At 71.4% G+C, this 23,071-nt stretch carries 22 protein-coding genes; 11 read left to right on the forward strand and 11 right to left on the reverse strand.

All coding sequences use genetic code 11. From position 1 onward, the window contains the following. Positions 1–79 precede the first annotated feature (79 nt). A complete protein-coding gene (locus ASE01_RS06215) occupies positions 80–1,432 on the forward strand; it encodes a hypothetical protein (protein ID WP_056749295.1) in 1,353 nt (450 codons plus the stop codon). Here ASE01_RS06215 and ASE01_RS06220 read toward each other — a convergent pair whose 3' ends face one another. Next, positions 1,433–2,605 carry a pyridoxal phosphate-dependent aminotransferase gene (locus tag ASE01_RS06220; protein WP_082605845.1) on the reverse strand — a complete coding sequence of 391 codons (1,173 nt, stop codon included), beginning with the start codon at positions 2,603–2,605 and terminating at the stop codon, positions 1,433–1,435. Positions 2,606–2,640: 35 nt separating this feature from the next. On the opposite strand from ASE01_RS06220, the gene pyrE reads away from it, so the two are divergent. Continuing rightward, positions 2,641–3,186, forward strand: a complete 546-nt coding sequence (gene pyrE / locus ASE01_RS06225; RefSeq protein ID WP_056749296.1) for an orotate phosphoribosyltransferase — start codon at positions 2,641–2,643, stop codon at positions 3,184–3,186. Positions 3,187–3,415: 229 nt separating this feature from the next. Here pyrE and ASE01_RS06235 read toward each other — a convergent pair whose 3' ends face one another. Then, positions 3,416–4,207, reverse strand: coding sequence for a DedA family protein (locus ASE01_RS06235; RefSeq protein WP_235535886.1), 792 nt, complete (start codon positions 4,205–4,207; stop codon positions 3,416–3,418). Between the two features lie 85 nt (positions 4,208–4,292). On the opposite strand from ASE01_RS06235, the gene ASE01_RS06240 reads away from it, so the two are divergent. After that, positions 4,293–4,943 (forward strand): TrmH family RNA methyltransferase, encoded by a 651-nt coding sequence (locus tag ASE01_RS06240; RefSeq protein ID WP_056749370.1) that lies wholly within the window; start codon positions 4,293–4,295, stop codon positions 4,941–4,943. A gap of 23 nt (positions 4,944–4,966) precedes the next feature. On the opposite strand, the gene ASE01_RS06245 is transcribed toward ASE01_RS06240, so the two are convergent. Further along, on the reverse strand, positions 4,967–5,461 hold the full coding sequence (locus ASE01_RS06245) for a SigE family RNA polymerase sigma factor (RefSeq protein WP_056749298.1): 495 nt from the start codon (positions 5,459–5,461) through the stop codon (positions 4,967–4,969). Further along, positions 5,458–6,312 (reverse strand): hypothetical protein, encoded by an 855-nt coding sequence (locus tag ASE01_RS06250; protein ID WP_056749299.1) that lies wholly within the window; start codon positions 6,310–6,312, stop codon positions 5,458–5,460. The genes ASE01_RS06245 and ASE01_RS06250 overlap by 4 nt, the downstream gene beginning before the upstream one ends. A 124-nt stretch (positions 6,313–6,436) precedes the next feature. On the opposite strand from ASE01_RS06250, the gene fbaA reads away from it, so the two are divergent. Both fbaA and ilvA read left to right on the forward strand, forming a co-directional pair. Further along, positions 6,437–7,468 carry a class II fructose-bisphosphate aldolase gene (fbaA, locus tag ASE01_RS06255; RefSeq protein ID WP_056749300.1) on the forward strand — a complete coding sequence of 344 codons (1,032 nt, stop codon included), beginning with the start codon at positions 6,437–6,439 and terminating at the stop codon, positions 7,466–7,468. A gap of 7 nt (positions 7,469–7,475) precedes the next feature. Further along, positions 7,476–8,768 carry a threonine ammonia-lyase IlvA gene (gene ilvA, locus ASE01_RS06260; RefSeq protein ID WP_056749301.1) on the forward strand — a complete coding sequence of 431 codons (1,293 nt, stop codon included), beginning with the start codon at positions 7,476–7,478 and terminating at the stop codon, positions 8,766–8,768. A 6-nt stretch (positions 8,769–8,774) separates the two neighbouring features. Here the strand turns inward: ilvA and ASE01_RS06265 are convergent, their stop codons facing one another. Then, positions 8,775–10,316: a DHA2 family efflux MFS transporter permease subunit gene (locus ASE01_RS06265; protein WP_268788660.1), complete on the reverse strand. Its 1,542-nt coding sequence runs from the start codon at positions 10,314–10,316 to the stop codon at positions 8,775–8,777. A 94-nt stretch (positions 10,317–10,410) separates the two neighbouring features. Between ASE01_RS06265 and ASE01_RS06270 the strand changes: the two genes are divergently transcribed. Next, positions 10,411–10,833: a DUF3151 domain-containing protein gene (locus ASE01_RS06270; protein ID WP_056749372.1), complete on the forward strand. Its 423-nt coding sequence runs from the start codon at positions 10,411–10,413 to the stop codon at positions 10,831–10,833. A gap of 134 nt (positions 10,834–10,967) precedes the next feature. Here ASE01_RS06270 and ASE01_RS24325 read toward each other — a convergent pair whose 3' ends face one another. The 3 genes from ASE01_RS24325 to ASE01_RS06280 all read right to left on the reverse strand — a co-directional run bounded on the left by ASE01_RS24325 (position 10,968) and on the right by ASE01_RS06280 (position 13,976). Next, positions 10,968–11,141 carry a hypothetical protein gene (locus tag ASE01_RS24325; protein ID WP_157537125.1) on the reverse strand — a complete coding sequence of 58 codons (174 nt, stop codon included), beginning with the start codon at positions 11,139–11,141 and terminating at the stop codon, positions 10,968–10,970. Positions 11,142–11,278: 137 nt separating this feature from the next. After that, positions 11,279–12,994 (reverse strand): lysine--tRNA ligase, encoded by a 1,716-nt coding sequence (gene lysS / locus ASE01_RS06275; protein ID WP_056749302.1) that lies wholly within the window; start codon positions 12,992–12,994, stop codon positions 11,279–11,281. A 10-nt stretch (positions 12,995–13,004) separates the two neighbouring features. Further along, a complete protein-coding gene (locus ASE01_RS06280; protein ID WP_235535887.1) occupies positions 13,005–13,976 on the reverse strand; it encodes a diacylglycerol/lipid kinase family protein in 972 nt (323 codons plus the stop codon). Between the two features lie 23 nt (positions 13,977–13,999). Between ASE01_RS06280 and ASE01_RS06285 the strand changes: the two genes are divergently transcribed. Further along, positions 14,000–15,436: a carboxyl transferase domain-containing protein gene (locus tag ASE01_RS06285; protein WP_056749303.1), complete on the forward strand. Its 1,437-nt coding sequence runs from the start codon at positions 14,000–14,002 to the stop codon at positions 15,434–15,436. A gap of 177 nt (positions 15,437–15,613) precedes the next feature. Here ASE01_RS06285 and ASE01_RS06290 read toward each other — a convergent pair whose 3' ends face one another. Further along, entirely contained in the window at positions 15,614–15,994 is a 381-nt protein-coding gene (locus tag ASE01_RS06290; protein ID WP_056749304.1) for a nuclear transport factor 2 family protein, read from the reverse strand. Between the two features lie 208 nt (positions 15,995–16,202). On the opposite strand from ASE01_RS06290, the gene ASE01_RS06295 reads away from it, so the two are divergent. Next, complete coding sequence (locus ASE01_RS06295) at positions 16,203–17,486, forward strand: adenylosuccinate synthase (protein ID WP_056749305.1); 1,284 nt, start codon at positions 16,203–16,205, stop codon at positions 17,484–17,486. 18 nt (positions 17,487–17,504) lie between these two features. On the opposite strand, the gene ASE01_RS06300 is transcribed toward ASE01_RS06295, so the two are convergent. After that, complete coding sequence (locus ASE01_RS06300) at positions 17,505–19,598, reverse strand: protein kinase domain-containing protein (RefSeq protein WP_056749306.1); 2,094 nt, start codon at positions 19,596–19,598, stop codon at positions 17,505–17,507. Between the two features lie 47 nt (positions 19,599–19,645). After that, positions 19,646–20,239: a TetR/AcrR family transcriptional regulator gene (locus ASE01_RS06305; RefSeq protein WP_056749307.1), complete on the reverse strand. Its 594-nt coding sequence runs from the start codon at positions 20,237–20,239 to the stop codon at positions 19,646–19,648. Between the two features lie 129 nt (positions 20,240–20,368). Here ASE01_RS06305 and ASE01_RS06310 point away from each other — a divergent pair, with 129 nt between their 5' ends. From ASE01_RS06310 to ASE01_RS06320, 3 genes are read left to right on the forward strand one after another with little or no spacing between them, the layout of a single operon-like run. Continuing rightward, entirely contained in the window at positions 20,369–21,241 is an 873-nt protein-coding gene (locus tag ASE01_RS06310) for an alpha/beta fold hydrolase (protein WP_056749308.1), read from the forward strand. A 32-nt stretch (positions 21,242–21,273) separates the two neighbouring features. Next, on the forward strand, positions 21,274–22,563 hold the full coding sequence (gene purD, locus ASE01_RS06315) for a phosphoribosylamine--glycine ligase (RefSeq protein WP_056749309.1): 1,290 nt from the start codon (positions 21,274–21,276) through the stop codon (positions 22,561–22,563). Continuing rightward, positions 22,564–23,064: a GNAT family N-acetyltransferase gene (locus tag ASE01_RS06320; protein ID WP_056749310.1), complete on the forward strand. Its 501-nt coding sequence runs from the start codon at positions 22,564–22,566 to the stop codon at positions 23,062–23,064. Positions 23,065–23,071: the final 7 nt, after the last annotated feature.

Raw genomic sequence — 23,071 nt, forward strand, 5'->3', positions numbered from 1 at the left:
GGGTCGTCCTCCCTCGTGTCGCGGCCTCTCGCTGCGGTCAGGGTTGAAGCACCGATCCGAACCATCCCCAGGAGTGCCCATGCGTCCCCGTGTCCTCAATGCCCTCGCCGTTGCCGGCGTTCTCTCGCTCGGGCTCACGGGCTGCGGCGACGATGCCCAGAAGGGTGACGGCTCGTCGCCGGCGGCGCCGTCCGATGCGTCGCCCTCCGCGATCGAGAGCGCCACGACCGACGGCGACGGGGAGAGCAGGCCACGCAACCACGATGCCTTCGCCCTGACCGGTCTCGAGTACCTCGGCGGCGTGGTGAGTTCGACTGACTCCCTCGTCCTGGGTCGCGGGACCGAGGACGTGTCGCTCGGCTCCTCGTTGGGTGGCCGCCTCACGACGTACGCCGTCGACGGTCGAACGATCGCCAGCACCGAGCTCAGTGAGGTGGGTGGCTACTGCGACGCGGTCATCAGCCCCGGTGAGGACCCGCGCATCTGGTCCGTCGTGGTCAACCAGACCGACGCCGAGGGGATCAACGACGCGACCACGACGTACTCACTGGTCAGCTTCGACGACCTGCTGCAGGACAGGTCGGTCGTCGAACTCGAGACCGGCCCGCTCGACGAGGCAGACGCGAGCTGGGAGCAGAACGCACAGTCCTGCCCGACCAGCGCGACGACGGACGGGAAGTACGTCGTCGTCGGTGCCAACTCGGGGTGGTACCTCGTCGACACGGCGACGGGTGAGCCGTCGCGTCTGTCCGACTACGTCCTGTCCGAGGAGGAGGCAGACGGTGCCCGGCCGACCGTGACCATCGCGGCGTTCGGCACGCACCTGCTGCGTCGCGACCCTGCCGGGATCACCGTCCTGGACCCGGCAGACCTGACGGAGCCGCTGCACACCTACACCGAGGAGGACCCGATGTACCGGCTGGTGGAGGAGGTGCTGGACGTCGCGCTCTCAGGTGGTGCCGGTGCGTTCGCCGACGCCGGGAGCGGGGTGGCCTACAGGTTCGAGGAGGACGAGTACCTGCGCCTGGACCTGGCGACGGGTCAGGTCACCGGTGCGGGCGAGGGCCAGGTGCTGGCCGGTGCTTATGCCGAGCCGTCGCAGGACATCGTCATCTGGCTCGAGGACGAGGGTGCCACCGCCTACTCCGCGGACCTGTCGAAGAAGCTCTGGTCGGCGCCCAACGTCGAGGGAGTGTGTGCCGTCAGCGACGACCAGGTCGCCGTGGCCGCGAACGGTCAGATCGCGCTGCTCGACAAGGCCACCGGTGAGCAGGAGGCATCCAGCGACTCTGCCGGGACGAGCGGGATCATCGGTGGCAGCGCGTGCGCGCCGACGACGGTCGCCGGGTACGGCTGGGACATCGAGAACGACGTCCGCGAGGGCGACGGCGGCAAGATCCTGTCCTACTTCGACCAGACCGCCACGGGCTGATCAGCAGGTGAGGTCGGCTCCCGCGAGCCGGCTGACCGCCTCGGCGATCACGTCCGGCTTCTTGCAGAAGGCCCAGCGGACCAGCTGCCGTCCGGCTCCGGGCGCATCCGGGTCGTCGTAGAAGACCTCCGAGGGGATCGCCACCACACCGGCTCGTTCGGGCAGCGCGCGACAGAAGTCGCCGCCACTTGCCCAGCCGAGCGAGCTGACGTCGGTGGTCGCGAAGTACGTCCCCTCCGGTGTGTACGCCGTCAGGCCGGCCTCGCCCAGACCGGCGACCAGCTGGTCGCGGCGGGCGTGCAGGTCGAGTGCGAGTCGGGCGGGGAACTCCGCCTCGGCGTCGAGAGCGGCGGCGACCGCAGGCTGCAGAGGCGCGCCCGACGTGAAGGTCAGCCACTGCTTCGCGGCCGTCACGGCGGCGACGAGCTCGGCGGGGCCGGTCGCCCAGCCGACCTTCCAGCCGGTGACCGACCAGGACTTGCCGGCGCTCGAGAGCGTGAGGGTCCGCTCCGCCATGCCGGGCAGGGTGGCGATCGGGACGTGGGGACGCCCGTCGAAGGTGAGGTGCTCGTAGACCTCGTCCGTCACGACGAGCAGGTCGTGCTCGAGTGCGACCCGCGCGACGGCCGCGAGCTCGTCGGCATCGAGGACCCGACCGGTGGGGTTGTGGGGCGTGTTGAGCAGGATCAGCTTCGTCCGCGGCGAGACCGCAGCCTCCAGCTCGGCCGGGTCCAGTCGGAAGTCCGGCGCCCGCAGGGTCACCGGGCGTCGTACCCCGCCGGCGAAGTCGATCATCGCGGTGTAGGAGTCGTAGTACGGCTCCAGCACGACGACCTCGTCGCCCGGGTCGACCAGGCCGAGCAGCGCGCCGGCGATCGCCTCGGTGCAGCCGGTCGTCACGACGACCTGGCGGTCCGGGTCGAGGTCGATGGCGTAGTGGCGCTGCTGGTGGCGCGCGATCGCGTGGCGCAGCGCGGGGATGCCGATGCCAGGGGCGTACTGGTTGGCGCCGCCGTGCAGCGCCGCGCTGGCGGCGTCGAGGATCGAGGTCGGGCCGTCGGTGTCGGGGAAGCCCTGGCCGAGGTTGACCGATCCAGTGCGGACGGCGAGGGCCGACATCTCGGCGAAGATCGTCTCGCCCATGCCGGCGACGCGTCGGGCTGCGGAGTGCACGATCTCGAACCTACCGACACCGATAGCCTTGCGGGGTGACGACCACGGACTCTGCTCTCGCTGCCGACATCGACGCCACCTGCCGCCTGACGGGTGAGTTCACCCTCCGGTCCGGCCAGGTGAGCAACGAGTACTTCGACAAGTACCTCTTCGAGGCGGACCCCGGCCTGCTCGCCCGTGTGGCCCGCGAGGTCGCCCAGCTGCTGCCCGCCGAGGCCGACCTGCTCGGCGGCCTGGAGATGGGCGGCATCCCGATCGCGACCGCCGTCAGCCAGCTCGTCGGGATCCCGGTGGTGTTCGTGCGCAAGGAGGCCAAGAAGTACGGCACGGCCAAGCTCGCCGAGGGGCCTGAGGTCGACCGCAAGCGGATCGTGCTGATCGAGGACGTCATCACCACGGGCGGCGCCGTGCGCGATGCCACCAACGCCCTGCGCGAGCGGGGCGCGAGTGTCGCCACCGTCGTCTGCGCGATCGACCGGAGCCCGGGCGAGGCCAACCCGCTGGCGGACGTGGGCCTCGAGATCCGTGCGGTGCTCACCAAGGCCGAGCTGGACGCTGCCCGGGCGGCTGCGCAGGCCTGAGGCCCGAGGTCACTCCGCGGCGGAGGCCCCGGCGATGTTGACCATCCAGTCCACGCCGTACTTGTCGCTCAGCATCCCGAAGCTGTCGCCCCAGGGAGCCTGCTCGAGCGGCGCGAGGATGGTCGCGCCGTCGGAGAGTCCGTCCCACCAGCCGCGCAGCGTGGCGTCGTCGTCGCCACTGATGCTGACCTGCTGGGTCCGGGGCTCGCCGGGGACATGGGAAGGATGATCAGTCGTTCGCGGGCTTTGCGATGTTGACGCCGTTGTGGGTGGTGTCCATGCCCGCGATGTCGCGGTCGGGGACCCCGTCGCCGTCGTTGTCGTCGGCCTCGCGGCTCGACGTACGGCGGTGGCGCCACCACTCCCACGCCAGCGGCACCGCGGAGAACGCGAGGATCGCGAGGGTGACGTAGTCGATGTTCTCGCCCAGTGCCGGGATGGCGGCACCGAGGAAGTAGCCGAGCAGCGTGATCGAGACGACCCACAGCACGGCACCGATCGCGCTCCACACGAAGAAGCGACGACGCTCCATCAGGGTCACGCCGGCGACGACGGTGATGTAGGTGCGCACGAAGGGCACGAACCGGCCGATGACCAGGGCCTTGTTGCCGTGCTTCTCGAAGAAGGCGCCGGTCTGGTCGAAGTACTTGCGCTTGAGGATCCTGCCGTCCCGCTCGTACATCGGCGGGCCCACCTTGCGGCCGATCTCGTAGCCCGCCACGTTGCCCGCGAAGGCGGCGACGATCAGCAGCCCCATCGCGATGACCAGCTCGACGGGTTCGTTGGAGATCCCGATGACGGAGTAGCCCGTCGTGTTGCTGCCCGCGATGAACAGGCCCAGCGCGAAGAGGAGGGTGTCGCCGGGGAGGAACGGGAAGAACAGCCCGCACTCGACGAAGACGATCGCGACGGCGATCCAGATGAAGGTGTTGCCGTACTCGTGCTGGAGCCACTCGGGGTCCAGCCACTTGATACCCAACAACATCGGCACCACGAGGGGGGTGGCCACCAGCGAGTTCACGCGGTCACGCTACCTGCCTTCGCCCAACGGTGTGGTCGATAGGGTCGGGTTCGTGGAAGAGGAGGTCCGGGCGCCGTACGACCCGATGCCGCACGGACAGCCCGAGGTCGGGCTCGGTCCGTGGGCCGGAGCGTGGCCCGAGGGACCCGGGAGCGAGGTGTACGACGCCGCACTGCTCCGCGACGGCGACCGGCGAAATGTCGTCGACCGCTACCGCTACTGGTCCATGGAGGCGATCGTCGCGGACCTCGACCGGCGACGTCACGGGTTCCACGTCGCGATCGAGAACTGGCAGCACGACTTCAACATCGGCACCATCGTCCGCTCGGCCAACGCCTTCCTCGCCGCGGAGGTCCACATCGTCGGCAATCGGCGGTGGAACCGGCGCGGTGCGATGGTCACCGACCGCTACCAGCACGTGCACCACCACCCGACGATCGAGGACCTGCGGGCCCACCTCGAGGCGTCCGGCACCGTGCCGCTCCTCGGCATCGACAACCTCCCCGGTTCGGCGCACCTGGAGACGATGGAGATCCCGGAGCGCGTCTGCTTCCTCTTCGGCCAGGAGGGCCCCGGCCTCTCCGACGGCGCCCGCGAGGCGTGCGACGGGACCTTCTCGATCGCCCAGTTCGGCTCGACGCGTTCCATCAACGCCTCGGCGGCGGCCGCCATCGCGATGCACGCGTGGGTGCGTCAGCACGCCGACCTGGGCAGCGACGGGGCCTGGCGGGGCTGACCGCCGGGACTGGTAGGCCCGGCTCACGCGTCGGCAGCGGTCAGCACCTCCCTCAGCGCGGCGAGACCGCGCGAGGTGTGGCTCTTGACCGTGCCCTCGGCGATGCCGAGCGCGGCCGCCGTCTCGACGACCGACAGGCCCAGCCAGTGACGCAACAGGACCGTGGCCCGCTGCTGCGCCGGGAGGAGCTGCATGGCCGCGACCAACGAGGCGCGGTCCTCGGTGCTCGTGTCGGCCGGTGCCGGGGTCTCGGGCAGCTGGTCGGTCGGCGTCTCCCGGCTCGCCGGGCGACGGGACGCATCGATCGCGGCATTGAGCAGGATCTTGCGGACGTAGGCGTCCTGCGCCCCGCCGTGCGCGACCCGGGGCCACGCGACGTACAGCTTCACCAGCGCGGTCTGCACCAGGTCGTCGGCACGGTGCCAGTCGCCACACATCCCGTAGGCGATCCGGCGCAGCTGGTCGCGTCGGCTGGTGGCGAACTCGACGTACGCCGCCTCCCGCTCCGCCCGCTTCATCGCAGCCCCTCGCTGCCGCCGTCATCGTTCGTGGCGTACCGCTCCAGGCAGTACGAGAGGAATGCGTCCAGCGTGGTCACGACGTCGTCGCGTCGGTACGGGATCGCGTCGGTTGCCCCGTCGATCGATCGGACGGCGAGGAAGTAGGTCGTCCCGTCGACGACCACCTCGGCGAGCGCCGTCGGGTCACCGGGTGCGGCGAAGCTGTCGCCGAGACCGGGGTCGGCGCGCTGCTCGACGATCCGCGCGCCGGGAACCGCGTCCAGCCGCGAGGACTCGTCGATCGTGACCCAGCCCGACCCGTCCGCCCCGTTGGACCCGAAGGCTCCGTCGTCGTCGCCGCTGCCGAGGACCGCCTGGGCGTTCGCCCACTCCACGAGGCTCATTCCCTGGGCGGGGAGGCGCTGCGTCGAGATGCTGTCGTCCACCGAGGCCAGGGCGTAGTACTCCTCGCCGCCCAGCGCGACGTGGTAGGCCGTGCCGCCCTCGAGGAACGAGTGGCGGTCGATCTCCTCGGCGGCGGGGTTGAGGCTCACCCGGCCTGCGTCGTCCGTGCGGAGTACCTCGTCCGGCTCCCACCCGGTGTCGGCCGTCGGTGGAGCCGTGGCGGTGGGCGTGGGTGTGGGCGACGGATCGACCGCCGCCTGTCCCCGGGACGAGCCGTCGCCACCCGGTGCCACCGCCCAGGCCGCACCCCCGACGGCGACCGCGATCGCGAGGGCCGCCGTGCCCGCGGCGATCCGGCGGCGTCGTACGGCGCGACGCCCGGCAGCCATGGTGTCGGCGACCGCGAAGGTCGCCCCGGGGGCTCCCGCGAGCTCCGCGTGGAGCCTGTCGACGAGGTCCTGCATGGTGATCGCCTCCGGTTGTCGTGATCGATACTCACTCAACGGGGGATACGCGGCCGAGCGCAGATCGGTTGTCACGGTAGGTTGAGGAAGTCGTCACCGCACACCCGCGCAGGAGCCAGCCAGCATGCCCATCGCCACTCCCGAGAAGTACGCCGAGATGCTCGACGCCGCGAAGGCCGGTGCCTTCGCGTTCCCCGCGATCAACGTCTCCTCCTCCCAGACACTCAACGCTGCCCTGCAGGGCTTCGCGGACGCCGGTTCGGACGGGATCATCCAGATCTCGACGGGCGGGGCCGAGTACCTCTCCGGGCCGACGATCAAGAACATGGTCACCGGCTCGGTCGCCTTCGCGGCGTACGCCGCCGAGGTCGCCAGGAGCTACCCGGTCAACATCGCGCTGCACACCGACCACTGTCCGAAGGACAAGCTGGACGGCTTCGTGCGCCCGCTCCTCGACATCTCGGCCGAGCGCGTCGCCCGGGGCGAGGCGCCGCTGTTCCAGTCGCACATGTGGGACGGCTCCGCCGTACCCCTCGACGAGAACCTCGTCATCGCCGAGGAGCTCCTCGCCAAGGCGGCGGCCGCCCGGATCATCCTCGAGATCGAGGTCGGCGTCGTGGGCGGCGAGGAGGACGGTGTCGAGGGCGGCATGGGCGAGCACCTCTACACGACCCCCGAGGACGCGCTGGCGACGATCCGCGCCCTCGGCATCGGCGAGCAGGGCCGCTACCTGACCGCGCTCACCTTCGGCAACGTCCACGGCGTCTACAAGCCGGGCAACGTCAAGCTGCGCCCCGAGATCCTGCGTGATGCCCAGGCGGCAGTCGTCGCCGAGCTCGGACTCCCGGCCGGTTCCAAGCCCTTCGACCTCGTCTTCCACGGTGGCTCCGGCTCGAGTGCCGAGGAGATCGGCGCGGCCGTCGACTTCGGCGTCGTGAAGATGAACGTCGACACCGACACGCAGTACGCCTTCACCCGCCCTGTCGCCGGCCACATGCTGCAGAACTACGACGGCGTGCTCAAGGTCGACGGAGAGGTCGGCAACAAGAAGTCCTACGACCCGCGCGCCTGGGGCAAGGCCGGCGAGGCGGGCATGGCCGCTCGCGTCGTCGTGGCCTGCCAGGACCTGCGCTCGGCCGGCACGACTGTCGGCTGAGGACCCGATGGCGGACGAGGTCGCCCTTCCCGCGGCCGCCGAGGTCGATCGCGCCGCGGAGCTGCTGGCGCCGGTGATCCCACCGACGCCGCTCCAGCGCGCGGACCGGCTCTCGGCGCTCACCGGACTCGACGTCTGGCTCAAGCGTGAGGACCTCACGCCTGTCCGTTCGTACAAGGCCCGCGGTGCCTACACGGTGCTGGCCGGCCTCACCGACGAGGAGCGCTCGCGCGGGGTGACCTGTGCGAGCGCCGGCAACCACGCACAGGGCGTCGCCTTCGCGTGCGCGCGCGCCGGCGTGCACGCCACGATCTTCCTGCCGCGCACCACGCCCCGCCAGAAGCGCGACCGCGTCGCCGCCCTCGGTGGGGACCAGGTCGAGGTCGTCATCGCCGGGGAGGCGTACGACGACGCGGCCGTCGCGGCCGCCGACTTCGCCGCCGCGTCCGGGGCGACCTCCATCCCTGCCTTCGATCACCCCGGGATCATCGCCGGCCAGGGCACCGTCGCCGCCGAGATCCTCGCCCAGTCCGCTGCCCTCGGCTGGCAGCCGGACGCGCTCGTCCTCCCCGTCGGTGGCGCCGGACTGATCGCCGGGTGCCTCCGGGTCCTGGCCGAGCGCCTGCCCGGCGTCACGGTGATCGCGGCCGAGCCGTCGGGTGCCGCCTCCCTCGCCGCCGCGCTCGCCGCAGGCGGTCCGGTCGAGCTGGAGAACGTCGACCCGTTCGTCGACGGTGCGTCCGTACGCCGCGTGGGTGACCTGACCTACGCCGCCGTGGCCGGGGCGAGGTCGTCGGTGGACCTGTCGCTGGTCGCGGTGCCCGAGGGCCTGATCTGCGTCGAGATGCTCGACCTCTACCAGTCCGACGGCATCATCGCCGAGCCCGCCGGGGCGCTGGCGCCGGCCGCGCTGCGGCTGGACTCGCTCCCGGCCTCGATCACGCCCGGAAGCCGCGTCGTGGCGGTCGTCTCCGGCGGCAACAACGACGTGTCGCGTTACGCCGACATCGTGGAGCGGGCGCTGGTCCACGAGGGCCTGAAGCACTACTTCCTGATCGACTTCCCGCAGGAGCCGGGCGCGCTGCGCCGCTTCCTCGACGAGGTGCTCGGCCCGGACGACGACATCACGCTCTTCGAGTACACCAAGCGCAACAACCGCGAGTTCGGACCGGCCCTGGTCGGCATCGAGATGCAGCACCGCGACGACCTGATCGGGCTGATGGCCCGGATGGAGGAGTCGCGGTTGCGCGTCGAGAAGGTGGCACCGGACAGCCCGCTGTTCGGCTTCATCCTCGACTGAGCGCCCTCACTGCTCGGCCGCGACCACCTCTGGGTCCTCCTCGGAGTTCGCCGCGCGGGCGACAGGAGCCTTCGGCTTGGTGAAGAACAGGACGGCAGCGAGCCCGAGGAGCACGACGGCGGGCGCGATCAGGATCGACTCCGACATCGCCGAGCTGAACGGCGCCAGGGCCTGCTCCGGCAATGCGGCGCCACCCGCAGCACCCTCCGGCGCGGCAGCGGGATCGAAGGTGAGGCCGTTGGCCGACAGGCGACTGTCCATCAGCAGCGCGATCGCGGCCGAGCCGAGCACGGCACCGATCTGGCGGTTGGCGTTGTAGACACCTGATCCGGCTCCGGCCATCTCCAGCGGCAGGTTGCGCGTGGCGGTGGCGGTCAGCGGTGCCCAGATCGCCGAGCTCCCGGCGCCCATCAGCGCCATCGGCAGCGCGAGCTCCCACACGGCCGAGTCCGGGGTGGTCACGGCGGAGAGCCAGAACAACGAGACCGCGACCGTGGTGAAGCCGACGCCGGTGAGGTAGCGCGGGTGCACGCGGTCGGTCAGCTTGCCGACGCCCGGTGCGAGCACGATGGACAGCACGGCCATCGGCACCATCAGCAGCGCCGACTCGGTGGGGGAGTAGCCCCGGACGAGCTGGGCGTAGAGCATCAGCGGGAAGCCCAGCGCCGTGAACGTGAAGCTGATCGTGGCGATCGCGACGTTGGCCAGCGAGTAGTTGCGGTCGCGGAAGAGCCGCAACGGCACGAGCGGCTCCTGGCGGTTGAAGTGCTGCCACAGCACGAACGCCGTGAGCACGACGACCCCGCCTCCGATGAGCAGCGGCACCGTGATGAACCCGGTGACGGTGCCCCAGTCGTACTGGTGGCCCTCCTGGATGCCGAAGACGAGCAGGAACATGCCGACCCCGCTGAGCACGACGCCGAGCCAGTCGAAGCGGTGGCGGTGGGTGGGCAGCCGCGGGACGTTGCGCACGGCGAGGGCGATCCCGACGATCCCGACGGGCACGTTGATGAAGAAGATCCACTCCCAGGAGAAGGCGTCGACGAGGACGCCGCCGAGCAGCGGACCGACCAGCATTGCGACACCGGCCGTCGCGCCCCACAGCGCCATCGCCTGGCCGCGGCGGTCGGCCGGGAAGATCCGGGTGATGATCGCCATCGTCTGCGGCGTGATCATGCTCGCGCCGAGACCCTGGACGACCCGGGCCACGATCAGGCCCTCGACGGTCGAGGTCATGCCGCACCACAGGCTGGCGAGGGTGAAGACGACCAGGCCGGCCAGGTAGAGGTTCTTGGGACCGAAGCGGTCACCCAGGCGCCCGGTGATCATCACCGGGACGGCGTAGGCCAGCAGGTAGGCGCTGGTGACCCACACGACGCTGTTCACCTCGGCATCGAGGTCCTCGATGATCGCCGGCGTCGCGACGGTCACGATCGTCGTGTCGACCATGATCATGAAGAAGCCGAGCACGAGGGCCCACAGGGCCGGCCAGGGGTTGCTGACCTGGGCCGGTGCCACGCCGGTCGAGGGGGTTTCGCTCTGGGTCACGAGAGGAGTCAACACCCTCTCGCCGACATCATTCCCGCAGCCGCAGTCGAGAGCGGTACCCGGCGGGTTTCGGGCGGCGGCCACAATGGGCTCCATGAGCATCACCCCTGGCGCCGACCTGATGGCCGGCCCCCCTCCCACCCACCTGCCCGTCGACCCCGCTGCGGCCCTCCTCGCCGCCGGGCAGGCGCCGGCTGACGTCGTACGACGCCTGCCCGCCTCGCCGCTGGCCTGGGCGACGTTCGCGGAGGAGGCCCGCGACGCCGGCGCCGACGACGTGACCGTCTACGCCTACGCCCGCGTCGGCTACCACCGCTCGCTCGACATGCTGCGCCGCAACGGCTGGAAGGGCAACGGTCCGGTCCCGTGGGAGCACGAGCCCAACCGCGGCTTCCTGCGGGCGCTCGCCCTGCTCGCCCTCGCGGCCCGCGCCATCGGCGAGAGCGACGAGTGGGAGCGCTGCTCGGTCTTCCTCCGGGACTCGAGCGCGACCGCAGCCGAGGAGCTGCTGGGCTGACCGCTCAGGGCTGACGGTCCGGCTGACCGGGGGCGTCTGGTCCCCTGGTCGGCGCCGGACGGACGGTCCTGCGCAGGGGGCCGATCACGAGCGCTCCCAGGGCCGCGGCCAGCGAGGGCAACCACAGCTGCATGTCAGAGCGCCACCGCGAGACATGCGGCCAGGACGAGCAGCAGTACGCCGACCATCGCGACGATCGGCAGCTCACCCGCCCGTCCGGCGCGGTGCGCACGGGTCCCGGCGGGACGGTCGGTGCTGGGCACCGGCTCCGTCGCGCGGTGCTTGTGGGGCAGCGGGGTCGTTCCCATGGCAACTCCTGTCCGAGGCATTCATCAGTCCGGACGGACCAGGGGCTCGTTCATCACGCGATTTCGAGACCCTCGCCCGAGTTGTTACCCGGCAGGGCCGCCGTCAGACCCGCCGCTCCTTCAATGCGACGTCCGGGCTAGGCCGGCGGCAGGAGCAGGGAGCGCACCTTGTCGTGCCCGAGCGCGGCGAAGAGCGTCGGCAGGCGCGGCCCGCGCTCGGCGGCGACCAGGAGCTCGTAGAGCAGCTTGAAGAACGCCTTCTGGTCGGCCTTCACCTCGTCGGTGGGAGCGTCGGCCAGCGTGAGCCCGCGGCCGAGCTTCGGCACGCCGTAGACCAGCGTGGTCAGGGCGTCGACCGGGTCGGCGGCGCCGTAGGCGGAGGCGAGGCGCTTGACCAGCAGGCCCAGCCAGGCGGTCTCCTGCTCCGTCAGCGAGCCGAGCCGCTCGGTGTCGGCGGACCCGCGGACCGTGGTGCGGTCGTCGGGGTCGACGTAGTCGGTGATCCAGGTCGCGGCCTTCGCCAGACGCGGCTCGAGGTCGGCCTCGGACGCACCGACGGTGCGCGCGGTGATCTCGCGGGAGCCGGCGGTGACGTCGGCGACCGACGAGAGCATCCGGAACGGTACGACGACCGCGGGGGTCGGCAGCGATCCTGCGGTGGAGGTCGCGGAGGCCCGCTCCCAGGCGAGCACGGCAGCGTCGCGCTTCTCCGGGATCGCAGCCTTCTTCGTCAGGGCGTCCCACTCGTCGTACAAGCGCAGCACCTCGGCGCCGAAGTCGACGTTGAACGCCTGCTTCGGCTGGCGACGGACGTAGAGCCAGCGCAGGATCGGCGCCTCGAGGATCCGCAGCGCCTCCGCCGCGGTCGGGACGCCGCCCTTGGAGGACGACATCTTCGCCATGCCGGCGACACCGACGAAGGAGTAGCCGACGAAGCTCGGGGCCGAGCCGCCGAAGACGGGACCGACGATCTCCTTGCCCACGGTGTACGACGACCCGGGGGTCGCGTGGTCCACGCCACCGGGCTCGAAGTGCACTCCCTCGAAGGTCCAGCGCATCGGCCAGTCGACCTTCCAGACGAGCTTGCCCTCGTTCTGGGTCGCGACGTTGGTGACGAAGGACTCGCCGCAGGTGTCGCAGGTGTAGGCGAGGTCGGTCGTGTCGTCGTCGTACGACGTCAGGGTGACCGTGTCGCGACCGCATCCGCGGCAGTAGGGCTTGTAGGGGAACCGGGCCAGGTCCTCGGTGGCGCCGTGGCCGGACTCGTCCTCGGCGACCGAGTCCTCGACACCCTCGGTGTCTGCTGTCTCCTCGGCACCCTTCCTGGTGCGGAAGCGGGACATCACGGTCTCGATCTCGCCGCGCTTCGCGATCGCGGTCAGCACCTGCTCGCGGTAGGTGCCGGCGGCGTACATCTCGGTCTGGTCGACCTCGACCATCTCGCAACCGAGGTCGGCCAGGGCGGCGCGCAGGGGGGCCTTGAAGCGCTCGGCCCAGCTCGGGAACTCGCCCGTCGGGTCGGGCACGGCCGACAGGGGGCGGCCGATGTGCTCGCTCCAGGACGGGTCGACGCCGGCCGGCACCTTGCGGAACCGGTCGTAGTCGTCCCAGCTGTGCAGGTGGCGTACGGCGATGCCGCGGCGCCGGATCTCCTCGACGACGAAGTGCACGGTGAGGAACTCGCGCAGGTTGCCGAGGTGGATCGGGCCGGACGGGCTGATGCCGGAGGCGCAGGTGACCACGTCGGGCAGGGTGCCGCCGTTGACGGACTCGGCGTGCCTGAGCGCGATGTCGGCCGTCCGGGTCACCCAGTCGCTGGGAGCCTGCTGCTGGTCCTTCTGTCCACGTGCCACGGACCGAACCCTAGTTGTCGGTGCCGTCCGGTCCCGATTCGTCCCGGGCTGCATCCTCACGGGGTGGCCGGACGATCGTGTACGCCGACGACAGCATCCGCCAGGTCCGCTCGCGCACGGGCCCGTCGATCTCGCCGTCGCTGTTGCAGTCGAACGGGCTGCCGGTGACCCGGACCTCGCGGCCGCGCACGATCCGGACGTCGGCATGCTCCTCGTGCCGGCCGAAGGGCAACCTCATCGCGTAGCCCAGCCGGGAGAGCCGCCCGACGGGGGTGGCGAGCAGCACGTCGACCAGGCCGTCGTGCGGGTCCGCGTCCGGGGTGAGCGCCGTTCCACCGCCGACGGTGGCGCCGTTGCCGACGGCCACCATCAGGGTGCGCTCGTCGATGTCGATGACGACCTCGCCGTCGACCTCCACCCGAAGGCGGAGCGTGGGCGGCTTGAGCGCGGTCTGGAGGGCCCCGATCGGGTAGCCCAGCTTGCCGAGGTTGACCTTGCCGACACCGACCGATCCCAGGCGCGACTTCCAGCGGGCACCCTTCGCCCCGGCATCGGCACCCGCACCGAGGTGGACGCTGTTGACGGTGATCTCGCCGCGCTCGTCGACGATCAGGTCCGCCGGGTGGAGCTCGCCGGTCGCGGCGACCAGTGCCGCCTCGGCGGCGTCGAGGGGGAGACCCAGGGTGCGGGCGAAGTCGTTGCCGGTCCCGAGCGGCACGACGGCCACGACCGCTCCGCCGAGGTGGCCGGTCCGGCGCAGCGCACCGATGACCGCGTGGATGCTGCCGTCCCCGCCGACGACGACGAGCCGGCGATCCCCGAGATCGGCGAGGGCGTCGTCGAGCTCCTCGGGCGAGGAGGTCGCCCGGACCTCGACCTCGGCGTGCTCGCGCAGCACGGCGAGCGCCGCGTCGAGGGCCTCCTGGTCCGCCGTACCAGCATCGGAATTGGTGATGGCGAGGATCTGGCGGGCGTCGGGCACGAGGCAACCCTAGGCTTCCGGGCATGGGGACCTCGCGACGCTGGACCGCACGTGAACTGATCGAGCTCGTCCTCGACGACGGTTCCTACGAGTCCTGGGATGCTCCGATCGACATCAGCGGGCACCCGGACGACTACCGCGTGGCGCTCGAGCGGGCTGCGGAGAAGGCCGGAACCGACGAGTCGGTGCTGACCGGCCGCGGCACCGTCAGCGGTCGTCCGGTCGCCTTCGTCGTCAACGAGTTCGCCTTCCTGGCCGGCTCGATCGGCATCGCGGCGGCGGACCGGATCGCGGCCGCCGTCCGCCGTGCGAGTGCCGAAGGGCTCCCCGTCCTGGCGAGTACTGCGTCCGGCGGGACCCGCATGCAGGAGGGCACGCGCGCGTTCGTGCAGATGGTCGAGATCTCCCGTGCGCTGATGGAGCACCGCGCTGCGGGCCTGCCGTACCTCGTCCACCTGCGGCATCCCACGACCGGCGGCGTCTACGCGTCGTGGGGCTCGCTGGGCCACGTGACCGTCGCCGAGCCCGGCGCGCTGGTGGGCTTCCTCGGGCCGAAGGTCTACGAGGCCCTCAACGGTGAGCCGTTCCCCGAGGGCGTGCAGCTCGCCGAGAACCTCGCCGCCAAGGGGGTGATCGATGCCGTCGTTGCGGCCGAGGACCTTCCGGCGCTCGTCGACCATGCGCTCGGCGCCCTGGTCGACCCGCCGGTGGAGCGGACCCTGCCGCGTCGTACTCCCGTCACCGTCGGCACCACGCTCGACCACCCGGTCTGGGAGGACATCGAGGCCACCCGGGCCCAGGGGCGGGTGGGGGTGCGCGACCTGCTGAGGTACGGCGCGACCAGCACCCTGCGCCTCAAGGGCACCGACGAGGGCGAGCGCGACGACGCCGTCCTGGTCGCGCTGACCCGCCTCGACGGCCAGCCGTGCGTGCTCGTCGGGCAGGACCGGTCCCGCCAGAGTGACGCGACACCGCTGGGCCCGGGTGCCCTGCGTGAGGCGCGTCGCGCGATGGAGCTCGCCGAGGAGCTGCGGCTGCCGCTCGTCACCGTGGTCGACACCCCGGGCGCCGAGCTGTCACAGGCTGCCGAGGAGGGCGCGATGGCCGGCGAGATCGCTCGCTGCATCGCCGGCCTCGTGACGATGACGGTGCCGACCGTGTCGGTGATCCTCGGCCAGGGCTGCGGCGGCGGTGCGCTCGCGATGCTGCCCGCCCGGACCGTCCTGGCCACCGAGCGCGGCTGGCTCTCGCCGCTGCCGCCCGAGGGGGCGAGCGTGATCGTGCACGGCGACACCAGCCACGCCGCGGAGATGGCGGCGTTGCAGAAGGTCGGCGCGCTGGACCTGCTCGCCAGCGGCGACGTGCACGGCGTGATCCCCGAGCTCGACGGGGACACGCCGGAGACCCTCGCGCGAGCGGTGGTCGCGGAGGTCGCGGCGAGGTTGTCCGTCGTTGGTTGAGGTGTGAGGCGCGCCAGCGCCGAGCCTCGAAACCCGGTGAGCCGGTGAGCCGGTGCCGGAACTCTCCGGGTGCTCGCGCCTCGCCACCGGAACGGGTTTCGAGACGCGCCGTCGCGAGCTCGTTCCTCGCTCGCGGGCGCTCCTCAACCTCGGTCGCTGTTGACGCCTTCGCTTCGCTCAGGCGTCAGCGACCGACATGTCCTCGCCGCTCCAGAACGCGCGCATTCTGGTGATCCGACCCTCGTCGTCGAAGGTCATCACGTCGATCGGGGCGAGGGTGTAGGTCTGGTCGCCGGCCGTGGTGACGAGCTCGAAGGCGAAGGCCGCCTCGTTGCCGGCGACGCGCACGTGGAGCAGCTTCGCGGACTGCTCGAGGCCGTCGAGGGCGCCGTAGAACTCGGCGATGGACTCGCGGGTGGTGCGGACCTCGGAGCCGACCGGGTCCTCGACGGTGGCGCCGTCGGCGTACAACGCGACCACATCGGCCGAGGCGCCGGTGGCGACGAGGTCGACGTACTTCTGGACGATCTCGAGGATCGTCTCCCTGCTGGCGGCCACGGCATCTCCTTGAGTGGGCGAGAAACTAGAACGTGTTCTCGTTGTGCCGAATCTAGCGTGAAGGTCGCATTTTGGTAACGTGACGCCGCAAGAGCCCCGGTCCTTGCCGGGGCTCCTCGCACGTCAGGACACCAGCAACCAAGAAGTGGTGCGTTGAGCAGCCGTCCCCTCGGACGGAGGGACTCCGTGTCGTAGCGAAGGAGCGAGCATGCCCGCAATCGTGATCGTCGGCGCCCAGTGGGGCGACGAAGGCAAGGGCAAGGCGACCGACCACCTGGGCAGGCAGGTCGACTACGTCGTGAAGTTCAACGGCGGCAACAACGCCGGGCACACGGTCGTCATCGGCGACCAGAAGTTCGCCCTGCACCTCCTGCCGAGCGGCATCCTCACGCCCGGCTGCACGCCGGTCATCGGCAACGGCGTCGTCGTCGACATCGACGTGTTGTTCCAGGAGATCGACGGTCTCGAGGCGCGCGGCATCGACACCTCCTCCCTCAAGCTCAGCGCCAACGCGCACGTCATCGCCGACTACAACCGGCAGGTCGACAAGGTCAACGAGCGCTTCCTCGGCAGCCGCCGGATCGGGACAACCGGTCGCGGCATCGGCCCGACGTACGCCGACAAGATGAACCGCATCGGCATCCGGATCCAGGACCTCTTCGACGAGAAGATCCTGACCCAGAAGGTCGAGGGCGCGCTCGAGCTCAAGGGCCAGGTCCTCACCAAGATCTACAACCGCCGCGGCCCGTCGGTCGAGCAGACCGTCGAGGAGCTGCGCAGCCACGCGGAACGGCTCGCGCCGTACGTCTGCGACACGGCGCTCCTGCTCGGCGAGGCGCTGGACCGCGACGAGGTCGTGCTGCTCGAGGCCGGCCAGGCCACGCTGCTCGACGTCGACCACGGCACCTACCCGTTCGTCACCTCCAGCAGCGCCACCGCCGGCGGCGCCTGCACCGGCTCCGGCATCCCGCCGACCCGCATCGACCAGGTCATCGCGATCGTGAAGGCCTACACCACGCGCGTCGGCGAGGGCCCGTTCCCCACCGAGCTGCACGACGACAAGGGCGAGTTCCTGCGCAAGGCCGGCTGGGAGTACGGCACCACGACCGGCCGCCCGCGCCGCTGTGGCTGGTACGACACCGTCATCGCCCGCTACGCCGCGCGCATCAACGGCGTCACGGACTTCGTCCTCACCAAGCTCGACGTCCTCACTGGACTCGAGCAGGTGCCGGTCTGCGTCGCGTACGACGTCGACGGCGTGCGTCACGAGGAGATGCCGGTCAACCAGACCGACTTCCACCACGCGGTGCCGATCTACGAGTACCTCCCCGGCTGGTTCGAGGACCTCACCGAGTGCCGCTCGTTCGAGGATCTCCCGAAGAACGCGCGGGACTACGTCGAGTACGTCGAGGCGCGCTCCGGCGCGAAGATCTCGGTCATCGGCGTGGGTCCGGAGCGCGAGCAGGCGGTCGTGCGGCACCCGCTGCGCTGAGCCACCGGGCCCGGCAGGTCAGGACACCGTCACGAAGCCGTCGGTGCACTCGTCCCCGCAGGGGAGCGATCCCCACGACTGGCCCTCGGCGAAGGACGTGCCGTCGGAGAGGTGGACCATGAGCTCGATCGAGTCGTCCTCGCCGTCACGGACCTGGACGAGGTCGGCGTCGCCGTCCCCGTCGACGTCGCTGAGGGCGACGCTGCGGACGTCTCCGCTGAGGGCGTTGTCCAGCGCCTCGTCCTTGCCGATGGCCTCGGCCACCTGCCACCAGACGGTGCGCTCGGCGATGGCGTCGCCCTCGACCTCGTAGACGAAGTAGCGCGCCTGGGTGGAGCTGAGGATGCCGATCTCGTCGGCGCCGTCGCCGTCGACGTCGCCGATCGACCAGCTGGCCAGGATCGGGCTCACCACCGGGTCGACCAGGTCCTGGCTGGTGGTCGCGGACAGCTCGCCGTCCTGGGCCGTGAGCACGGTCGCGGTGCCTCCGGAGGTGTCGCCCTCGGTCCAGTAGAGGATCTCGTCGGTGCCGTCCCCGTCGAAGTCCCCGGTCCAGATCTGCCCGTCGGGGAGGTCGGAGCGGAACCACTGCTCGGGCTCGGCGAAGCCGCCGTCCTCGGCGAGCGCGACGTGGATGCTGTTGCCGCCCTCGTCGGGCTCGCCGAGCATGACCAGGTCGTCGCTCCCGTCGCCGTCGACGTCGCCGGTCTTGATGTTGTGGCGCTTGATGTCGAACACCGGGTCGAGGACCAGGTCGATCGTCGAGTCGGGGCTGCTGTTGTCGGTCGGGACGACGTGCACGCGCAGCTCACCGTCGTCCTCGTCGAGCCACAGGACCTCGGGACCGCCGTCCCCGTCGGTGTCGCCGACGATCGGGAAGGTGTCCTCTCCGGGACCGGGCACCGGTGAGCCGAACTGCTTGCCGGTGGAGGACACCCGCCAGAGCGGCAGCGGGCTGATCGTCTCGCCGAGCCGGAACTGGCGCAGGAGCACGTCGCCGCGGCCGTCGCCGTCGATGTCGCCGGCCACGGCCGGCTCGGACCGACGGTCCTCGCCTCCGGTGGCGTCGTCACCGCGAGCGATCGCCCAGGTGGCGATCCCGCCACCGACGAGTGCGAGCGCGGCGACGCCGACCAGCACGGGCGCCCACCGGCCACGGCCGGACTTCTGCGCAGCAGGAGGGCCGGGCGGGGGAGGCGGTGGCGGAGGCGCGTCACGGACGACGGTCGTCGCGTCGGGTGCGGAGGCCGGGCCCTGGACCGTCGCGTCGGGGGCCCGCGCGGCGAGTCGCTCGAGGTCGGCGCGCAGGTCGGAGGCGTGGGTGTACCTCTCGGCGGGGTCCTTGGCGAGGGCCCGCTCGATGACGGCGTTGAGCTCCTCGATGAACGGCCCCGCGCCGGGGAGCCGCGGGATCGGTGCCTGCTGGTGGGCGAGCGCCACCTGGACGTCCGTGCCCTGGAACGGCTCCCGCCCGGTCAGGCAGGTCCACAGGAGGACCCCGACGGCGTACAGGTCGCTGGCCGGCGTCGCCGGCAGGCCTGCGGTGCGCTCGGGGGACAAGTAGGACCACGTGCCCGCGACCATGCCGGCCGCCGTCGGCGCCGGGCCCTCGACGCCCTCGGACCGGGCGATGCCGAAGTCGCAGAGGTAGGCGTGGATGTCGGCTCCCTCGCCGCGGCGCAGCAGGACGTTGCCGGGCTTCACGTCGCGGTGGATGACCCCCACGCGGTGCGCGTCGCCGAGTCCTCGGGTGACCTGGGCGCACACCTCGAGGGCGCGCCGTGCGGGCATCGCGCCGTGGGCGGCGATCTCGGCAGTCAGGTCCGTTCCGTCGACGTACTGGGTGACGATGTACGGCGTCCCGTCGACCTCGTCGTGGTCGTGGATCGCGATCACGTGGGGTGAGTCCAGCAGGGCGAGCGCCGCGGCCTCGGCCTGGAACCTGGCCCGGAACTCCGGCGACTGGGCGAGCACGCCGGTGATCACCTTGATGGCGACGGTGCGGTTCAGGCGTTGGTCGGTCGCGGCGAAGACGATGCCCATCCCGCCCTGGCCGAGGACGCGGTCGAGGCGGTAGCGGCCGAGCTCCTCGCCCACCTGGGGGACGCGCATGGGGACTCCCGAGATCGTGGGGGACAACAGGGCGCCAGTGTGCCTGATCAGTCCAGACCGGCGACCTGCCGGGCCGTCGTACGGAAGTCGGTGGCCACGTCGCGGCCGTCCAGGTAGCTGCCGACGAGCATGGCGTCGCGCAGCAGGACGAGTGCGGCCGCGGTGGCGGCCGGGTCGGCGACCTCCGCGCCCGTGGCGATGGCCGTCAGGGTGGCGCGGAACCAGTCCCGGTGCTGGCGCACGACCTGACGCACCGGGCCGTCGGCGTCGGGGAACTCCGCGCTGGCGTTGATGAACGGGCACCCGCGGGTGTGCAGGCGGGTCGCGTCGTCGGCGACGCCGTCGATGACCAGCCCGAGCAGGTCGCGCGGCCCGAGGTCGGCTGTGGCCGCTGCGTCGGCGGCCGCGGCGAAGAGTCCCCGGATCGTCGCGTCCTCGTGCTCGAGGTAGGCGACGACGAGCGCCTCCTTGCCGGGGAAGTGGCGGTACATCGTGGCCCGGGTGACGCCCGCCTCGGCGAGGACGCGGTCGACGCCGACACCGTTGATGCCCTCGGCGTAGAAGAGCCGCGTCGCCGTACGCAGCAGTCGCTCACGGGGTTCGGAGACCTTGTCGGTCCGCGGCGGCGGGGCATCGGGCACGGCCCTGATCCTAGGCGCCGAAAAAACTTGCCCCTTGACGGAATGCATCGCGGACCTCCACAGTTGAGCCAGACAACAAGAACGAACGTTCTATCTCTCAAGGATAGGACCTCACCCAAGGAGAAAGCCATGACCACCACCACCGCCGCCAGCACCGTCACCACCCGCGAGGCCGCCGAGGTCGCCGCAGCCAACGCGTCGGGCCGCCAGCCCGTTGTCTTCGTCCACGGCCTCTGGCTGCTGCACAGCAGCTGGGACGCCTGGAAGACCTACGTCGAGGAGCAGGGGTACGCCGCCGTCTCGGTCGACTGGCCCGATGACGCCGCCGACGTCGCGGCAGCCCGCGCCGACGCCGACTCGCTCGCCGGCACCTCGGTCGTCGACGTCGCCGATCACGTCGAGGCCGTCATCGCCGGCCTGGACCGCAAGCCGGTCGTGATCGGCCACTCCTTCGGCGGGCTGCTCGTCCAGATCATCGCCGGACGCGGCATCGCCGCCGGCACGGTCGCGATCGACCCCGCCCCCAGCAAGGGAGTCCTGCCGCTGCCGCTCTCCGCGCTCAAGGCATCCTTCCCGGTCCTGGGCAACCCGCTCAACCACGGCCGCACGGTCACGCTGACCTTCGACCAGTTCCGCTACGGCTTCGCCAACGCTGTCTCGGAGGAGGAGGCCCGCGAGCTCTACGCCGCTGCCCACACCCCCGCCCCCGGCCGCCCGCTCTTCCAGGCGGCGACCGCGAACCTCAACCCCTGGGCGAAGACCAAGGCCGTCAAGAAGAACGCCGACCGTGGCCCGTTGCTCGTCGTGACCGGCGAGAACGACCACATCGTCCCGTTCGCGATGGCCAACGCGGCCTACAAGCTGCAGCGCAGGAACAAGCACCACGCCACCGAGATCGTCGAGATCGCCGGCGTCGGCCACTCGCTGGTCATCGACAGCCACTGGCGCGAGGTCGCCGACGTGGCGCTGGAGTTCCTGGGACGCAACGGACTCGGCGCCTGAGCCACCGAGCCGGACGAATAGGATCGACTCCCGTGAAGACCCTCGTGATCGGCACCGGTGGCCGCGAGCACGCGCTCGCGCTCGCGCTCTCCCGCGACCCGTCCGTGACGGAGGTGCACGCGGCCCCGGGCAACCCGGGCATCGGAGCCTTCGCGAGCTTGCACGACGTCGAGGTGATGGACGGCGCGGCGATCGCCGAGCTGGCCCGGGAGATCGGTGCCGACCTCGTCATCGTCGGCCCCGAGGCACCGCTGGTCGCGGGTGTCGCCGACGCAGTTCGCGCCGTGGGGATCCCGGTCTTCGGACCGTCCGCCGCGGCCGCCCGGCTCGAGGGGTCCAAGGCCTTCTCCAAGGAGGTCATGGCTGCGGCCGGCGTACCCACCGCGGGTTCGCGCACCTGCACCACCCCCGATCAGGTCGCTGCCGCACTCGACGAGTTCGGGGCGCCGTACGTCGTCAAGGACGACGCCCTCGCGGCAGGCAAGGGCGTCGTGGTCACCCGCGACCGGGACGAGGCCGTGGCCCACGCGGCGGCCTGCGGGACAGTCGTGATCGAGGAGTTCCTCGACGGTCCCGAGGTCTCCCTGTTCGCCGTGTGCGACGGCACGACCGCGCACGCACTGCAGCCGGCCCAGGACTTCAAGCGCATCTTCGACGGCGGCCGCGGCCCGAACACCGGCGGGATGGGCTCCTACTCCCCGCTCGCGTGGGCGCCTGTCGACCTCGCCACCACCGTTCTCGCCACCGTCGTGCAGCCGACCCTGGACGAGATGGTCCGCCGTGGCGCGCCGTTCGTCGGCTGCCTCTACGTCGGCCTCGCGCTGACCGATGCCGGCCCCCGGGTCATCGAGTTCAACTGCCGCTTCGGTGACCCCGACATCCAGCCGGTGCTGGCCGTCCTCGAGTCGCCGCTCGGCGAGCTCCTGCACGGTGCCGCCGAGGGCCGCCTCGCCGGGATCGCCGCACCGACCTTCCGCGACGCCGCCTCGGTGACCGTGGTGCTCGCCTCGGCCGGCTACCCCGAGTCCTCCTCCAAGGGCGACGTCATCACCGGCGTCGGCGTCGCCAACGGCGTCACCGACGTCGACGTGATCCACGCCGGCACCGCACTCGTCGAGGACCCCGACGGTTCCGGCCAGCAGCTCGTGACCGCCGGCGGCCGGGTGCTCGCGGTCCGTGCGATCGGGTACGACGTCGCCGACGCCCGCGCCCGGGCCTACGCCGCCGCCGACCTGATCTCCTTCGACGGCCAGCAGCGTCGCTCGGACATCGCCGCCGAGCCGCTCGGGGTCATCGAGGGCGCATCCCTCAAGGACGACTGAGTGGACCCCGTCATCCGACCGGCCACCGAGGCCGACCTCGACGCCGTCGCCGCGATCTATGCCCGTGAGGTCCGCGAGGGCATCGCCACCTTCGACCTCGTCCCGCCGCCGCGGGCCAAGTGGGAGGGCCTGCTGGCCTCGCCGCACCCGGGAGACCACTTCCTCGTCACCGCCGACGGGACCGACGTCCTCGGCTTCGCCTACTCCTCGGAGTTCCGCCCCAAGGGTGCCTACGACGGCACCCGCGAGGTCACGATCTACCTCGATCCGTCGGCGGGCGGACGCGGCCTCGGCCGGTTCCTGTACGACGAGCTCCTGGTCCGGATGGCCGCCAGCGGCGTCCGCACCGCGCTGGCCTGCATCTCGCTGCCCAACGACGCCAGCGAGGGCCTGCACCGCGCCTGCGGCTTCGAGCGCCAGGGCGTGCTGCGCGAGGTCGGGCGCAAGTTCGACCGCTGGATCGACGTCGTGTGGTGGCAACGGATGCTGACCGCCGACTGAACCGACT

Source organism: Nocardioides sp. Root190 (assembly GCF_001428565.1).
Taxonomy (GTDB): Bacteria; Actinomycetota; Actinomycetes; order Propionibacteriales; family Nocardioidaceae; genus Nocardioides.

What these genes read in the sequence shown, in the direction of transcription:
- ASE01_RS06215 (WP_056749295.1), top strand. Translation starts at nt 80, where the DNA reads ATGCGTCCCCGTGTCCTCAATGCCCTCGCCGTTGCCGGCGTTCTCTCG.
- ASE01_RS06240 (WP_056749370.1), top strand. Translation starts at nt 4,293, where the DNA reads ATGCCGCACGGACAGCCCGAGGTCGGGCTCGGTCCGTGGGCCGGAGCG.
- ASE01_RS06245 (WP_056749298.1), bottom strand. Translation starts at nt 5,461, where the DNA reads ATGAAGCGGGCGGAGCGGGAGGCGGCGTACGTCGAGTTCGCCACCAGC.
- ASE01_RS06250 (WP_056749299.1), bottom strand. Translation starts at nt 6,312, where the DNA reads ATGCAGGACCTCGTCGACAGGCTCCACGCGGAGCTCGCGGGAGCCCCC.
- fbaA (WP_056749300.1), top strand. Translation starts at nt 6,437, where the DNA reads ATGCCCATCGCCACTCCCGAGAAGTACGCCGAGATGCTCGACGCCGCG.
- ilvA (WP_056749301.1), top strand. Translation starts at nt 7,476, where the DNA reads ATGGCGGACGAGGTCGCCCTTCCCGCGGCCGCCGAGGTCGATCGCGCC.
- ASE01_RS06270 (WP_056749372.1), top strand. Translation starts at nt 10,411, where the DNA reads ATGAGCATCACCCCTGGCGCCGACCTGATGGCCGGCCCCCCTCCCACC.
- ASE01_RS24325 (WP_157537125.1), bottom strand. Translation starts at nt 11,141, where the DNA reads ATGGGAACGACCCCGCTGCCCCACAAGCACCGCGCGACGGAGCCGGTG.
- ASE01_RS06285 (WP_056749303.1), top strand. Translation starts at nt 14,000, where the DNA reads ATGGGGACCTCGCGACGCTGGACCGCACGTGAACTGATCGAGCTCGTC.
- ASE01_RS06295 (WP_056749305.1), top strand. Translation starts at nt 16,203, where the DNA reads ATGCCCGCAATCGTGATCGTCGGCGCCCAGTGGGGCGACGAAGGCAAG.
- ASE01_RS06300 (WP_056749306.1), bottom strand. Translation starts at nt 19,598, where the DNA reads ATGCGCGTCCCCCAGGTGGGCGAGGAGCTCGGCCGCTACCGCCTCGAC.
- ASE01_RS06310 (WP_056749308.1), top strand. Translation starts at nt 20,369, where the DNA reads ATGACCACCACCACCGCCGCCAGCACCGTCACCACCCGCGAGGCCGCC.